This window comes from Pedobacter sp. HMWF019 (assembly GCF_003061025.1).
Taxonomy (GTDB): Bacteria; Bacteroidota; Bacteroidia; order Sphingobacteriales; family Sphingobacteriaceae; genus Pedobacter.
Genome location: NZ_QAIL01000233.1, coordinates 1 through 15,683, shown reverse-complemented (window position 1 = coordinate 15,683; position 15,683 = coordinate 1). Strand labels below are relative to the sequence as shown.

Annotated in this window: 11 protein-coding genes and 1 riboswitch; of the genes, 7 read left to right on the top strand and 4 right to left on the bottom strand. The window is 42.2% G+C overall.

Annotation, left to right across the window (positions count from 1 at the left end; translation table 11 throughout):
- From DBR11_RS13745 to DBR11_RS13730, 4 genes are all read left to right on the top strand, one after another.
- Window positions 1-738 (top strand): Bax inhibitor-1/YccA family protein (locus DBR11_RS13745; protein ID WP_108553243.1); only part of this gene is annotated, 738 nt, incomplete at its 5' end.
- Window positions 739-978: 240 nt separating this feature from the next.
- Window positions 979-1,089, top strand: a riboswitch (SAM riboswitch).
- Window positions 1,090-1,203: 114 nt separating this feature from the next.
- Window positions 1,204-4,863, top strand: coding sequence for a methionine synthase (gene metH / locus DBR11_RS13740; RefSeq protein WP_108553242.1), 3,660 nt, complete (start codon window positions 1,204-1,206; stop codon window positions 4,861-4,863).
- Window positions 4,864-4,921: 58 nt separating this feature from the next.
- Window positions 4,922-5,878, top strand: coding sequence for a methylenetetrahydrofolate reductase (locus tag DBR11_RS13735; protein ID WP_108553241.1), 957 nt, complete (start codon window positions 4,922-4,924; stop codon window positions 5,876-5,878).
- Window positions 5,879-5,946: 68 nt separating this feature from the next.
- Window positions 5,947-6,381 (top strand): META domain-containing protein, encoded by a 435-nt coding sequence (locus DBR11_RS13730; RefSeq protein ID WP_108553240.1) that lies wholly within the window; start codon window positions 5,947-5,949, stop codon window positions 6,379-6,381.
- Window positions 6,382-6,397: 16 nt separating this feature from the next.
- Here the strand turns inward: DBR11_RS13730 and thrC are convergent, their stop codons facing one another.
- The 3 genes from thrC to thrA are packed head-to-tail and all read right to left on the bottom strand — an operon-like array spanning window position 6,398 to window position 11,111.
- Window positions 6,398-7,705: a threonine synthase gene (thrC, locus tag DBR11_RS13725; RefSeq protein WP_108553239.1), complete on the bottom strand. Its 1,308-nt coding sequence runs from the start codon at window positions 7,703-7,705 to the stop codon at window positions 6,398-6,400.
- A gap of 26 nt (window positions 7,706-7,731) precedes the next feature.
- Window positions 7,732-8,667, bottom strand: a complete 936-nt coding sequence (locus tag DBR11_RS13720; RefSeq protein ID WP_108553238.1) for a homoserine kinase — start codon at window positions 8,665-8,667, stop codon at window positions 7,732-7,734.
- Window positions 8,664-11,111 carry a bifunctional aspartate kinase/homoserine dehydrogenase I gene (gene thrA / locus DBR11_RS13715; protein WP_108553237.1) on the bottom strand — a complete coding sequence of 816 codons (2,448 nt, stop codon included), beginning with the start codon at window positions 11,109-11,111 and terminating at the stop codon, window positions 8,664-8,666. Before thrA ends, DBR11_RS13720 begins: the two co-directional genes overlap by 4 nt.
- A gap of 258 nt (window positions 11,112-11,369) precedes the next feature.
- Here thrA and rsgA point away from each other — a divergent pair, with 258 nt between their 5' ends.
- The 3 genes from rsgA to DBR11_RS13700 are packed head-to-tail and all read left to right on the top strand — an operon-like array spanning window position 11,370 to window position 13,065.
- On the top strand, window positions 11,370-12,290 hold the full coding sequence (gene rsgA, locus DBR11_RS13710; RefSeq protein WP_108553236.1) for a ribosome small subunit-dependent GTPase A: 921 nt from the start codon (window positions 11,370-11,372) through the stop codon (window positions 12,288-12,290).
- Window positions 12,287-12,739 (top strand): D-aminoacyl-tRNA deacylase, encoded by a 453-nt coding sequence (dtd, locus tag DBR11_RS13705; protein ID WP_108553235.1) that lies wholly within the window; start codon window positions 12,287-12,289, stop codon window positions 12,737-12,739. Before rsgA ends, dtd begins: the two co-directional genes overlap by 4 nt.
- Window positions 12,739-13,065, top strand: coding sequence for a nucleotide pyrophosphohydrolase (locus tag DBR11_RS13700; RefSeq protein WP_108553234.1), 327 nt, complete (start codon window positions 12,739-12,741; stop codon window positions 13,063-13,065). Before dtd ends, DBR11_RS13700 begins: the two co-directional genes overlap by 1 nt.
- Window position 13,066: 1 nt before the next feature.
- Here DBR11_RS13700 and DBR11_RS13695 read toward each other — a convergent pair whose 3' ends face one another.
- A complete protein-coding gene (locus DBR11_RS13695) occupies window positions 13,067-15,616 on the bottom strand; it encodes a DUF5686 family protein (RefSeq protein WP_108553233.1) in 2,550 nt (849 codons plus the stop codon).
- Window positions 15,617-15,683: the final 67 nt, after the last annotated feature.

Below are 15,683 nucleotides of genomic sequence, written 5' to 3'. Positions count from 1 at the left end.
GCACAAAAGTCCGTTTTTGTAGAACAGCAAAGCGGAGCAGTTGCAAAGAATTTCTTTGCTAACGTTTTCTTATGGATGTTTGTTGCTTTAGGTGTATCAACTCTTGCTGCCGTGTTTATGGCGAATACACCTTCGGCCCTTGATTATATTATAAGAAGAGATGAATTTGGCAACCGGGCTGGCATGACCATCTTAGGTTATATTGCAACCTTTGCACCACTTGGATTGGTCTTTTTAATTGGAGGTGCATTTAATCGTCTTTCTTACAGTACCCTGGTAGGCATATTTATTCTCTTTTCTCTTTTATTAGGAATCAGTTTGAGTACCATATTATTGATCTATCAAATGGGCTCTGTAATAGCCTGCTTCGCCGCAGCCGCAGGTATCTTTGGTATTATGGCGGTACTTGGATATACCACAGATACTGATTTAAGTAAATTTGGGCCAATTTTAATGGTTGGTGTTGTTGGTCTTATCATAGCAAGCGTCATCAATTGGTTTATAAAAAGCCCTGGTTTTGATTATATCATGAGCTTCTTTGGAGTAGCTATATTTACTGCTCTCACTGCTTATGATGTTCAAAAACTAAAAAGAATTGGCGCAGGGATTGAAGCAAATGGCGACCAGGTTGCTGCAACAGATGCTAAGAAATTGGCCATCATGGGGGCATTATCCCTTTACCTTGACTTTGTCAACATCTTCCTTTTCCTATTGAGAATCTTCGGAAGCAGAAAATAATCTTGTTTCATTATAGCAAAGCGGCCTGCAGATCGAATCGATCTGCAGGCCGCTTTTTTTATCCCAAATCTAATCCTGCAAGCAAAAGTGCTACAACTTCAGAATGGTCCTTTAAGCAACAGGCCAACACCAACCAAAATTTAATTCCGAAGCCCATGCAGAATACTCTTTGTTTTGCAATTTTATTGGCTTTAAGTGTCTATTTTTTGGAATTGATTTTTCTTTGTTGCATTTTTGCAATGCTTATAGAGAAAGACGGAGGGATTAGACCCTGCGAAGTCTTAGCAACCTGTGCTTACAAGGTGCTACATTCTACTGGACCGTGTGCTAAACGTTCCCGAAAGATAAGTTAAAAGTCGACCCCTAACCGGAATTTCGAATAAGCCCTTTTAGTATTGTATTTCCATGTACAGGCCATGAACTGCCTTTTATGGAGAGTATTCTACTATAGAAGAAAGACCAAGAATGAGTATCAGAGAAGAACTAGAAAAGAGAATATTAATCATAGATGGTGCCATGGGTACCATGATACAGCGCCATATACTTACCGAAGAGGATTTCAGGGGAGAGCGTTTTAAAAACCACCCTTGCGATGTTAAGGGAAACAACGACTTATTAAACCTGACCCGCCCGGATATTATCAAATCCATACATCTGGACTATCTGAAAGCCGGTGCAGACATCATTGAAACCAATACCTTCAGTACCCAGCGCATTTCCTTGGCTGATTACCAAATGGAAGAACTGGATTATGAAATGAGTTTTGAGGGAGCCAGAATTGCAAAGGAAGCTGTAAATGAATTTATGTCTGCACATACGGACAGAAAATGCTTTGTAGCTGGTGCTGTTGGTCCTACCAACCGGACTTTATCTATCTCTCCTGATGTAAATGATCCTGGTTTCAGGGCGCTTACCTTTGATGAACTGGTCGACGCTTATGATGCACAGGTGCGTGGTCTGGTAGACGGTGGTTCTGACCTGCTGCTGATCGAAACCATTTTTGATACCCTGAATGCCAAAGCTGCCATCTTCTCTATAAAAAAATATGAGGAAGTGATCGGGCGTAAAATAGAAATTATGATTTCCGGCACCATTACAGATGCTTCCGGAAGAACATTATCTGGCCAAACGGTAGAAGCATTTTTAAATTCTGTTATACATTCCAATCCACTGAGCATTGGATTTAACTGTGCTCTTGGTGCACAGGAAATGCGTCCACATATTGAAGAACTTTCTTCGAAAGCACCCTGTTATGTATCAGCTTACCCCAATGCAGGCTTGCCGAATGAATTCGGTGCTTATGATGAAATGCCACATGAAACGGCACATTATGTAGAAGATTTTATAGAACATGGGTTTGTGAACATCGTAGGTGGCTGCTGCGGTACAACACCGGAACACATTTCCTGTATCGCCGAAAAGGCAAAAAATATACAGCCAAGGAAAATTCCGGTAAGAGAGTCTTACCTGCGTCTAAGCGGATTGGAGCCTGTAACCATTACCCCTGAAAGCATTTTTGTGAACATTGGGGAAAGAACCAATATTACCGGATCACCTAAATTCTCCAAGCTGATTTTAAGTGGAGATTACGAAGCTGCTCTAACTGTGGCCCGCCAACAGGTAGAAGGTGGTGCGCAGATTATTGACGTAAATATGGATGAAGGGATGCTGGACTCTGAAGCAGCCATGACCAAATTCCTAAACCTGATCGCTTCTGAACCAGACATCTCAAAATTGCCGATTATGGTTGACTCCTCCAAATGGACAGTGATTGAAGCGGGGTTAAAATGTCTTCAGGGGAAGGGTATTGTCAACTCTATTTCCCTAAAGGAAGGGGAAGAAAAATTTAGAGAAAGCGCTCTGAAGATCATGACTTACGGCGCTGCCGTGGTGGTAATGGCTTTTGATGAGCAGGGCCAGGCCGATAATTTTGAAAGAAGAAAAGAGATCTGCAAAAGGTCTTATGACATATTAGTGAACGAAATTGGTTTTCCGGCCGAGGACATCATTTTTGACCCCAATATCTTAACTGTAGCAACAGGATTGGAAGAACACAACAATTATGCTGTAGATTTCATCAACGCGACACGCTGGATCAAAGAAAATTTGCCTTATGCTAAAGTAAGCGGCGGGGTATCTAATATTTCCTTCTCCTTCAGAGGAAACAACACCGTTAGGGAAGCCATGCACTCTGCCTTTCTTTACCACGCGATCCGCGCAGGTTTAGATATGGGGATTGTAAACGCGGGTATGTTGGAAGTTTATCAGGAGATTCCTCCGGAACTGCTGGAACGAGTAGAAGACGTGTTGTTGAACCGTAGAGAAGATGCTACAGAACGCCTGGTAGAATTTGCAGATACGATAAAATCCAAAGGTAAGGAGATTGTTCGTGACGAAGAATGGCGTAAAACCTCTGTTGAGGAAAGGCTATCTCATGCACTGGTTAAAGGGATTATTGAATACCTGGATGCTGACGTTGAAGAAGCCAGACAAATATATGCCCGTCCGATCCAGGTGATCGAAGGGCCTTTAATGGATGGGATGAATATCGTTGGCGATCTTTTTGGTGCCGGAAAAATGTTTTTACCACAAGTGGTTAAATCAGCACGAGTGATGAAGAAAGCTGTAGCTTATTTATTACCTTTCATCGAGCAGGAGAAATTGGATAATCCGGGCGGTGATCAAAGTTCTTCGGCGGGAAAGATATTGATGGCTACAGTTAAAGGAGATGTACACGATATCGGGAAGAACATAGTTGGTGTTGTACTGGCCTGCAATAATTTTGAAATCGTAGACATGGGTGTCATGGTTCCCGCACAGGAGATAATTAAAAAGGCAAGAGAAATCAACGCGGATATTATTGGCTTGAGCGGTCTGATTACCCCCTCACTGGATGAGATGGTGCATTTTGCTAAAGAAATGGAGCGGGAAGGTTTTACCATTCCGTTGATTATTGGAGGCGCAACTACTTCCAGAATCCACGCAGCCGTAAAGGTAGCTCCAAATTACTCCGGACCTGCTATACATGTTTTGGATGCTTCCAGAAGTGTAACAGTATGCAGTACCTTAATGAATAAGGACACCCGGGATGAGTATATTCAGGGCATCCGGGAAGAATATGACAAAGCACGCGAAGCACATTTGAACAAACGTTCTGATAAGCGTTTTAAAACAATAGAAGAAGCCAGAGAAGACAATTTCAAGATCGACACTGCTATGGTTGCCCCTGCCCCTTCTTTTACAGGAACCCGCGTATTTGAAGATTATCCTTTGGAAGAACTGGTTCCCTATATTGACTGGACACCTTTTTTCCAGACCTGGGAACTACGGGGTAGCTATCCAAGAATCCTGGAAGATAAACAGGTAGGCGATGAGGCCAGGAAATTATTTCATGATGCAAAAGTACTGCTAAAAAAAATAGTCGATGAAAAGCTGCTTAAAGCCAAAGCAGTTATAGGTTTCTGGCCGGCAAATGCCGTTGGAGATGATATTGTACTGAATGTAGAAGGCAAGGAAGTAGTGATCCATACTTTACGCCAGCAGGCAGAAAAAGTAGCTGGCCAGCCGTACTATGCCCTATCTGATTTTGTGGCACAGAAAGAGACCGGGGTTCCGGATTATTTTGGAGGATTTGCTTTAACCACTGGTATAGGTTGTGATGAAATGGTGGCTGAATTTGAGGCCAATTATGACGATTACAACAGCATTATGGCCAAAGCACTGGCGGATAGGCTTGCAGAAGCTTTTGCAGAGAAAATGCATGAACTGGTGCGCAAGGAATATTGGGGATATGCCAGTGAAGAGAATCTGAGCAACGAAGAACTTATTAAAGAGGAATACGCGGGGATACGCCCCGCACCGGGATATCCCGCCTGTCCGGAACATACAGAAAAAGGCACTTTATTCGAATTGCTCGATGCAGAGGCAAAGATTGGGTTACATTTAACCGAGAGTTATGCCATGCACCCTACCGCAGCAGTAAGCGGTTTTTATTTTGCACACCCTCAGTCCCGTTATTTTGGCCTGGGCAAGATCACAAAAGATCAAATAGAAGATTATGCCCTTAGAAAAAATATGCCTGTAGAGGAAGTAGAGAGATGGCTGAGCCCGAATTTGGCATATTAAGAACACCAGACCTGAGAAATTAGACAAATAACTGAACCAACCATACGGAAACATCACCATGAAAATTATAGACCACATTAATAACGCGAAAGGTAAAACCCTATTTTCTTTTGAGCTTTTACCACCTGTTAAAGGACAAAGCATCCAAGGTATTTTTGATGCAATAGATCCCTTAATGGAGTTTAATCCGCCTTTTATTGATGTGACTTACCTTCGTGAAGATTATATATACAAACAGCATCCCAGTGGCTTACTAGAAAAGGTGGCTTACCGCAAACGTCCAAGTACCGTGGCCACCTGCGCAGCGATCATGAACAAATACCGGGTAGATGCCGTGCCGCACTTAATTTGTGGAGGTTTTACAAAGGATGAAACAGAAAATGCGCTGATTGACCTGCAGTTTCTGGGGATTGACAACGTGCTTGTTCTGCGTGGTGATGCAAGAAAAAGCGACAGCTCTTTTATTCCAACTCCTGAAGGCCATGCCTTTGCCTCCGATCTGGTACAGCATGTAGCAGATATGAACAATGGAAAATATCTGCATGAAGATATGGATGATCCAGAGAAAACGAATTTCTGCATTGGTGTTGCAGGTTACCCCGAGAAACATTTTGAGGCACCGAATCTGGATACAGATTTCAAATACCTGAAACTAAAAGTAGATCTGGGTGCAGAATTTATTGTGACCCAAATGTTTTTTGACAATGACAAATACAGGCTATTTGTAGAAAAATGTCGGGAAAACGGCATAAATGTTCCTATAATTCCTGGTCTGAAACCAATCACCAGCAGTAAACAACTGATCAGTCTTCCGAAAACCTTTCACCTGGATATTCCGATGGCACTGAGCGAAGCAATCACTTCCTGTAAATCGGAAAGTGATGTTAAAGAGGTGGGTATCGAATGGATGATCGAACAATGTAAGGGCCTTAAAGAACTGGGTGCTCCTGTACTCCATTTTTATACTATGGGAAAGAGCGGGCCGACCCGCAGAATTGCACAGGCTATCTTTTAACCGACCCTCATTATAAGTTCCTTTATGGAACGTTATTTGCTCCTGTTAAAGTAAATAATAACTAGGTTATGAAAAAATTATCTGTTATCGCTCTTTGTTTAACAAGCATTTTATTTGCCTGCAGCAGCATGAAACACGGATCTAAATCTTCAGGTCTGGCCAAATTGGATGGCACCTGGGAGCTCAATTACATTACTGGTCCAAGGATTGCATTCAACGGGCTTTATCCGAATAGAAAACCTACCCTGGTGGTCAACACTGCAGAAAAAAAGATCAGCGGAAACAGCAGCTGCAATAATTACAATGGTGTGTTGGTAGCAGACGACCATAAGATCAGTTTTAAAGGACCAATCGCCTCTACCAAAATGGCTTGCCTGGATGGCAACGGAGAAGGTGTTTACTTCAAAACATTAGAGCAGGTAACCTCTTATGATATAGTGAACGACACCACACTCAACCTGATTTCAGGAGATATTGCTGTGATGCGGTTCACTAAAAAATAATACTTTTACCTGCTTTCTAAAGAGCCAGCAGATAGGCTTTAAAGTCCTCAAAATCGGCATCCATTGCGGTTGCGTGTTTAGCACGGCCCATGATTTCTTTAACCTGTTGAGGCACTTCTATTTTGGTAGATATCTCTAAAGGAAAAACATCTGGAAATTTACATGGATGGGCTGTAGACAGGAATACGCCCGCAAATTGGTCTTTTGCATGGGTTTCCGTATACTCTTCCAGGGCCAGCCAGGCAATAGCTGTATGCGGACAAGCAATATATTCATACTTATTATAGATGTCGCTGATGGCCTGAAGGGTTTGCTCATCGCTGTATGTGTATCCTTTAACCTTATTCAGAATTTCCGCCCGGTCATTGTTGAACAGATCCATAATCCGAACCCAGTTGCTTGGTGCGCCTACATCCATAGCATTGGCATAGGTCTGTACAGAAGGCCTGGTTTCGTAAACGCCACTTTCCAGAAAACGAGGAACGGTGTCATTCGCATTTGTTGCGGCTATAAACTGTTTAACCGGTAAGCCCATTTTATAGGCCAGCAATCCTGCTGCAATATTGCCAAAGTTTCCGCTGGGTACCGAGAAAACAACATTCGTTTTTCCTTGTCTGGCTAATTGTGCATAGGCATGGAAATAGTAAAAAGTTTGAGGGATCAGCCTGGAGATGTTAATGGAATTGGCAGAGGTCAATCGCATCTTTTCATTCAGCTGATCGTCCGCAAAAGCCTGTTTCACCAGCTTCTGACAATCGTCAAATGTGCCATCTACCTCTATAGCATGAATGTTTTGTCCATTTGTACAAAGCTGCAATTCTTGAATATCGCTCACTTTCCCTTTCGGATACAATATCGTTACCCGGGTATTGGGAACTCCGAGAAAACCTAACGCCACTGCACCACCTGTATCTCCGGAGGTGGCCACAAGCACATCCAGTACTTCTTCTCCATCTTGCAGGAAATAAGCCATTACGCGGCTCATGAAGCGTGCACCAAAGTCTTTGAAAGCAAGGGAAGGACCATGAAACAACTCCAGAACATAGGTGTTTTTATCGAGACGATTCGCCGGGGCATCAAAATTAATGGCATCGTTTACAATACGTTTGAGGTCTTCAGAAGGAATCGCATCTTTCAATAGAGCAGAAGCGACTGTAAATGCAATCTCAGGTAAAGTATAATTACCCAGGTTTTCTATAAAATCCGGAGCCAGCTGAGGGATATTTCCCGGCATATATAAGCCTTTATCCTGGGGCATACTGTTGAAAACGGCTTCGGGGAATTCTACACTTAAATGGTGGTTGTTGGTGCTGTATAATTTCATAATTGGTTGTTAAAGGTTGAAGATTTTTAATCAAGGACCACCGGGCCCATTTTATTTACAGGAGAAACAAAACTCAGACTGTTAATGTTTAAGCCCTTTAGCTGGTTCTGTAAAGAAAGGGTTATCGTTCTGGCCGTCTCTTCATTTTTAGTTAATGCGAAAACAGAGGGGCCTGACCCTGAGATTCCAAAACCTACCGCGCCCTGATCCAGGGCTAGTGCACGCATCTTGTAGAAATCGGGTATAAGAATTGATCTTGTTGGTTCCACAAGCACATCCACCATACTCCTTCCAATCAGATCATAATCCTTCATGAAGAGACCACTTACCAGACCTGCTACATTGCCCCATTGGGTTACCGCATTTTTGAGCAGGATCTTGGAACGGATCATCTGTCTTGCATCTTTAGTGGGCACATCTACTTCTGGATAAACAATGGCCGCGAACATATCTTCTGGAAAAGGAAGGCTGATCACATCCAGTGGCTCATAACTTCTGATGAGTACGAAACCACCCATCAACGCAGGAGCAACATTATCAGCATGTCCGTATCCGCAGGCCAGCTCCTCCCCTTTCATTGCAAAAGGAATGAGTTCTTTATTTGTCAATGGATTATCCATCAAGGTATTGATCGCGAACAAACCGGCTACTGTGCTGGCAGAACTAGAGCCCAGACCACTTCCGATAGGCATTTTTTTGTGAAGCTCAATCTCAACACCAACATCTGTGCGTCCAATATGCTGCAGATAATGCTGTACGCTGGCACTTACCGTATTCCTGTCCGGGTTCAGAGGCAATCTCCCTTCATCTCCTGTGATCTTGATGAGTTGTACACCAGGTTTACTGGTCATTCTCATGATAACCTCATCGCCTGGGGCATTAACTGCGAAACCAAGCACATCAAACCCGCAAACTACATTGGCTACTGTAGCCGGAGCAAAAACTTTTACTGAATTCCTCATTTCTTACCTACGTTTATGATATCTGCAAATACACCTGCTGCGGTTACTTCTGCTCCCGCCCCGGGCCCTTTAACAACTAACGGTCTGCTTTTATACCTATCTGTCGTAAAGGAAATAATATTATCGCTGCCAGACAGCATAAAGAAAGGATGTGTGTCGTCCACCATCTGGAGCGTAATGTTCACTTTTCCATCTTCGAGTTTACCAATATAACGCAGTACACGCCCGGTAGATTGAGCTTCGTTCTTTAACTGCTCGAAATACGCTGTATTGTTTTCCAGTTCTTTGTAAAAATCCTCTACCGAAGCCGCAGCCAGACAGGCTGTTGGCAGCATACTTTCAATAACTACTTCTTTCTCTTCCATGGCATAACCTGCATCCCTGGCCAGAATGAGCATTTTACGCATAAAGTCTTTTCCATTCAGGTCATCACGGGGATCTGGTTCAGTATAACCCAGATCTTGTGCTTCTTTAACTACTTTATGGAAAGGAACATCACCTTTAAAATTATTAAAAATATAAGAAATGGTTCCGGAGAGGATGGCTTCAATGCAGGCAACTTTATCCCCACTCATCATCAGATCTTTTAAGGTACGGATGATCGGCAGTCCTGCCCCTACATTAGTTTCATAGTAAAAGTCTACACCATATTTTCTTGCTGCCTTTTTAAATGCAGCATATTGTTCGTAATCTGCAGAATTACCAATCTTATTGCAAGTCACCACAGAAATGCTGCTTTCCAGGATTTCCTGATAGAAATTGACAGGATTAGCGCTGGCTGTATTGTCTACAAAGACACAATTAGGCAAGTTCATACCCTTCATTTTCTGCACAAATATCTTCAGATCAGCCGGTTCAGACTGCTCTTCCAGGGTTTGTTCCCAGTTACAAAGGTTTACACCTTCTTCACTTAGATACATTTGACGGGAATTACTGATGCCCATCACTTTAACCTGCAGGTCATTGTTCTTTGCAAGAAAAGGCATCTGGTTTTGCAATTGGATAAACAGGGTTTTTCCTATATTTCCAGTACCCAGACAAAAGATATTTAATGTCTTCTTCAGGTCCGAATAAAAAGAATCATGTACTGCGTTGACTGCTTTGGAGAGATCCGCTTTGGAAAGGATAACGGATATATTATATTCTGAAGAACCCTGAGCAATAGCCCTCACATTTACCCCATTACGTCCAAGGGCATTAAAGAGTCTAGCCGACATGCCTGGCGTGTGTTTCATATTTTCCCCTACAATTGCCAGAACAGAAAGCCCGTTCTCAACTTCGGGATATTCTAGTTTTTTAGCCTGTAATTCCAGCTCAAATTCTTTACTGATCAGATTCAGAGCTCTAATCGCATCTGCCGGCTTTACTGCAAAAGTAATGCTGTGTTCGGAGGAGGACTGAGTGATAAGAACTACATTGATCTGCTCCCGTGACAATAGGGAGAACAAACGACCGCTAAAGCCTGCTTTCCCAACCATCCCACTGCCAGACAGGTTCAATACACTGATCTCATCGATCGAAGAAATACCTTTGATAGGCAATTCACAGGTTTGTACATTGTGACGGATATAGGTTCCTGGGAAGCCAACATCAAATGTATTTTTGATCACAATTGGAATTTTCTTTAGAAAAGCTGGAATCATTGTTGGCGGATAGATCACTTTTGCTCCGAAATAACTCAATTCCATGGCTTCAGTATAACTTAACTCTGATAGGGAAAAAGCCTTTTCTACGATCCTGGGATCGGCAGTAAGCATACCATTAACATCAGTCCAAATCTGAATCTCTCTTACATTTAAGGCAGAGCCCCAAATGGCAGCCGTGAAATCACTTCCTCCTCTGCCCAGGGTAGTGACGCGTCCTTCTTCATTACTGGAAATAAATCCGGTAACAAACAACAGCTGATCCGAATTGGACTGATAATAGTCATTAATCAACAATTCGGTTAATGCAGTATTGACCTTAGCTTGCCCAAAATTACTATCGGTTTTAATGAGTTCTGAGCCGTCCACTGCAACCGCATTCCCAAATTTTTGCCTGGCAATATGTGCCACCATAAAAACAGAACAACGCTCTCCATAGCTCAAAATAAGGTCTTTAGTTTGTGCGCTTAATTCCCGAAGGTTAAAAACCGATTGAAGGATATCCTCCAATTCATTAAAATAGATCTTTAATTTGGTAAACACAGGGTTTTGTGCCGAGGCAGGCAACAAGGCCCTGATCACCTCAAAATGTTTCTCTTCAATTGCTTTTAGCTGTGAAGCATAGTCTTCTGCGACCTGGGCTTTCTCTGCCATTTCCAATAAGAGGTTGGTTACGCCGCTCATTGCCGAAAGGACAACGATCACATCTTCTTTCTGCCGGGCCTGTTCTACGATGCCCAGCAAAGCTTTGATGCTATCTGCTGATCCAACTGAAGTGCCTCCGAATTTTAAAATATTCATGGTTTTAGGTTAAAAAAAAAGCGCCTTCCTGTTTAGAGGAAGGCGCTTTTCGTGGTTTCTATGTATTTTAATTTTACACCATTAGCTTTCCTTCCTCCGAGATTCCCCGGTGGTGGTAATAATGGTAATAATTGATAATTGGCTGTTAAACATTATTGTACTTTTTACACTTACTGTGCTGTGGCGTAAAGTAAAGTTATATTTTTCTAAATACCAAATGATTGGCCAAAAAAATATTTTCTACCTTTGCCTCCTTATATGCAAGGACTCGTAATTAAATCAACAGGGAGCTGGTACCTGATACATGCAGAAGATGGCCGGAACTATGACTGCAGAATTAAAGGTAAATTCCGGATTCAAGGGATTCAAACCACCAATCCTGTTGCTGTTGGCGATCAGGTAGAATTTGAACTGGAACCAAATGCAGAAACCGGAATAATCCATAAACTGCTGGACCGCAAAAACTACATTATACGAAAATCTATTAATTTATCTAAACAGGCGCAGATCATTGCGGCTAATCTGGATCAGGCTTTTCTGATTGTAACGCTTGCTTCTCCAAGGACATCTCTGGGATTTATTGACCGATTTCTAGCTACTGCCGAAGCTTACAGCATTCCTACGACCCTGATCTTTAATAAACTGGATCTTTTTAGTAAAGAAGGCCTGGAGATCCTGGAAGCTTATAAAAACATTTATGAACATATTGGTTATCCTTGCTACGAGGTTTCTGCGCTGGAAGGAACCAATATCAATCAGGTGGAGCAATTGTTAAAAGACAAGACCACTTTATTTTCGGGTCACTCCGGAGTGGGAAAGTCCAGCTTGATCAATGTTTTGTTACCAGGAAGAGATATCAAAACCGGTGAAGTTTCGGAATGGAGCGACAAAGGACAACATACAACCACCTTTGCAGAAATGCATACACTACCTTTCGGTGGCTATCTCATTGACACCCCTGGAATTAGGGAATTGGGCATCTTTGACATCAGACCAGAAGAACTGGGTCATTATTTCAGGGAAATGCGCGATCTGATGAATGAATGCAAGTTTAACAACTGCAGGCATATCAATGAACCGGGCTGTGCAGTTATCCGTGCTGTGGAAAACGAGGAGATTGCGCTGAGTAGATATGAGAGTTATTTAAGTATTTACCATGGAAATGAAACCAGGGCATGAGGGCAGTGATCCAAAGAGTTTCAGAGGCCAGCTGCAGAGTTAACGCAGAGGTTACCGGCACCATTGAAGGCGGTTTACTGGTGTTGCTGGGCATAGAGGATAGTGATACACCTGAAGACCTGGACTGGCTAGCTCAAAAAATTGCCGGGATAAGAATATTTAGCGATGAAGACGGGCTGATGAACAGATCTCTATCTGATACCGGCGGCAATATATTGCTGATCAGCCAGTTTACCTTGTTTGCTTCAACAAAAAAAGGCAATAGGCCTGGTTTTACCCGCGCGGCAAGACCAGATAAGGCAATTCCCCTTTATGATGCTATGATTTCAAAGCTTAACGCACTATTAAATAAAAAAATTCAGACCGGCATTTTTGGTGCAGATATGAAAATCAACTTATTGAATGATGGTCCTGTAACGCTGATCATTGATACGAAGAACAAAGAATAATGACGATAGAAGAAGCACAGAACATGGTTGATCAATGGATCACCACTACAGGAATACGCTATTTTAATGAACTGACCAATACCGCTATTCTCATGGAAGAAGTTGGTGAAGTGGCTCGTATTATGTCCAGAAAATATGGAGAACAGTCTTTTAAGAAGAGCGATGAGGCCGTAGATCTAGGCGATGAAATGGCTGATGTACTTTTTGTACTGATCTGTCTGGCCAACCAGACTGGAATAGACCTGACTGCTGCACTGGAAAAAAATCTAGTCAAAAAGAGTATCCGGGATACAGACCGCCATCAGAATAACGAAAAATTAAAATGATCTAGAGTCTGAATTGCAGGGTGGTCCGGATAGCGAAATTGGAAGGTTCCAGCCCTGCATCATTTAAATGTTGTTTATGGGTAAGACGATGGAGAAAATCAACTCTTAAGATTTTAAAAATGTTCTCAACGCCATAACCAGCTTCCACATAAGGCACACCTTCAAGGCTCCGATTCAGTTTACCTCTGCCCCTGATAAAGGCCTCATTGTTCTGATCACTCAGACTTCCTTCCAACACATTCAGTACCGCCACCGTGCGTACATTTAACTTTTTAAGTAGAGGGATGCTGTTGGTGATCAATCCGTCCATGTGTTGTGTATAATTCAAAGAAACGTATCTATCGCTTGTAAATTCCAGGAAACGCATAGTATTGAAATTGAAACGGTGATTTTCCAGTAAAGGATAAGGCAGCGCATCGGGAATGTATCCTGCGGTAAGGGAATATTCACCCCGTCCAAAAATACCCAGCAATGGTCTTTGATAAATGTTAAGCGCAAATTTATTATAATTGAAATCTCCTCCGGCAGCTTTCATACCATGAGTATAACGAAAAGTAAAAATGGGGCTGCCATTGCCATTTCCAATCATGATTCTTTTATTGATTTTGGAGGATTCCAGTAAACGCCGCCCGGGTGTCCACTGTAATTCGCCAACGGCTTCTGAAACTTCGTAATTGTTGTAAGTGATCTTATCCTGAATGTCTCGGTACATAAAGTTAAACAAAGGATCAAAGGTCCGGTGTGTTAAGCTGAGCTTGCCTCTTACATTGGCGAAAAGATCTGTTTGCACGTATGTGTTCCATATATTTTGTGTAAATGGTCCTCTTTTACTCACTTTACCATTCCTTATGGAAGCGCTGAAAACATTATTCTGCACCAGAACGAAGTTTTCGAATTGGTAGCCTGTCTGGCCTATATCATGCTGATAAGAAATACCGGCTTGCACCCAAGGCTTTCGGGAGAAAATATAGTCAACAGCACCATTGTATTTAAACCTTTCATCTCTGAAACCGTAACTCAAAAAACCACTGAAGATTAGTTTTTCACTAAATCGGGTATTAGTCGTAGCGCCTATTCTTAATACAGATCCCTCCAGATCATTGTAACTATATGTATATGGATAAGGACCAAAACTGATTTTTCCAACTTTGTAATAACCATTGATCAACATTCCTGCGATGTCGGCATAGGTTTTAACCAGGGGCAGATTTTTAACTGTATCTATCATTTTATAGACGGCTTTGTCAGCTGCAGTAAGTGAATCTGCGCGGTTTTTAACCCAATATTTTTCATCTATTTTATTGACATCCTTATCCATTACCATAGGCTCTTTAAATAAAGAAGCGGGATATTCTTTATTCACCTCGATATCCTTATTAGACAAATAGAACTTGGCAATAAAGCCAGATAGTTTTTTAGATGTTGTACCCACGTTAATCACGATACGCGTTTGTTTTGGTATCCAGGCCATTGTACCAGAAGGCTGTACCATAGCTTGCTGTATTCTGATTTTATTTAAAAAATTCAGATTGGCATCTTTAGAGACTGTACAATCTATTCTATATAAGGCATAACTGTCTTTAGTGATCCACATCACCCCATCAAAGGCCAGATCATGGGATCTTTTCGGTTTAAATTCAATTTTATAGTATTCTTTTCCTTCTATTTTATCATGAGCGTCGGTAAGCTCATAATTATAATAGGTTTTCCAGCTATTGCTGGTCGGCGAAATGAATTCTTTATTGGCCAGTTTAAGAAAGTTACTATAAAAATTATACTGTAAAAAAGTGGAACCCGCCAGCTGTGAGATGAGCGTCTCATCTTCTATCCCAACACCACTCACTTTTGTACGCAGAACATGTTCTGTTTTCTGTTCCGGACTGGTCATATAGTGGTAATCCGAAATAGTCTCAGACATAAATATAGGCAGGCTTGGGGACCCCTCTTCCCCCGCAATCTTTTGCAGATCATCCATCAAAGGCAAAACCTGTCTGATGACCTTGTTCTTCTTCATCTTCTCCCCAATATTGACCACAGAAATCTCTATTCTGTTGTAGCTTTGGTAACCATAGCTTTTTAGGTAGCGCTGGTCATTCTGAGGCTTGTTTTTCACCAGGTTTTCCATAATCTCCCAGGCCGGGTTAACATAAGATTTTGGAGTTATGGTTACCGTGTTTAATAGACGTCCGCTCTCCGAAAGCTGAAAATCCAATACAGGGTGATTGCCCTGAGGCAACAATTTTCTTGTTGTACTGTAACTCACGTATGCCGTGTAAACAGAATCTGTGGCTAAATTCTGAGGGATAATCAGGCGGTACAGCCCATCGAAGTCGGAGGCGGCCGCCTTCTTCTTTCCATCTTTGAGTTTTACATAAATCGTTGCATAAGGAATCGCCTCTCCGGTTTGTGCATCGGTAACCTTTCCAGTCAGCGTTTTAACCTCCTGAGCTTTTGAGGTAGTCTCCATGCAAAGCATCAACAACAGTACAAGGCAGGCAGAACCTATATATATATTTGTGAACCTGTATAAAATCGCTCTGGTCGCCTTCATTAAAGAGAAAATTAGATAGTTAAGCCGGTAGCGTTATCAGTTTTGCCCCCGGGATGAGGTGTAGCGA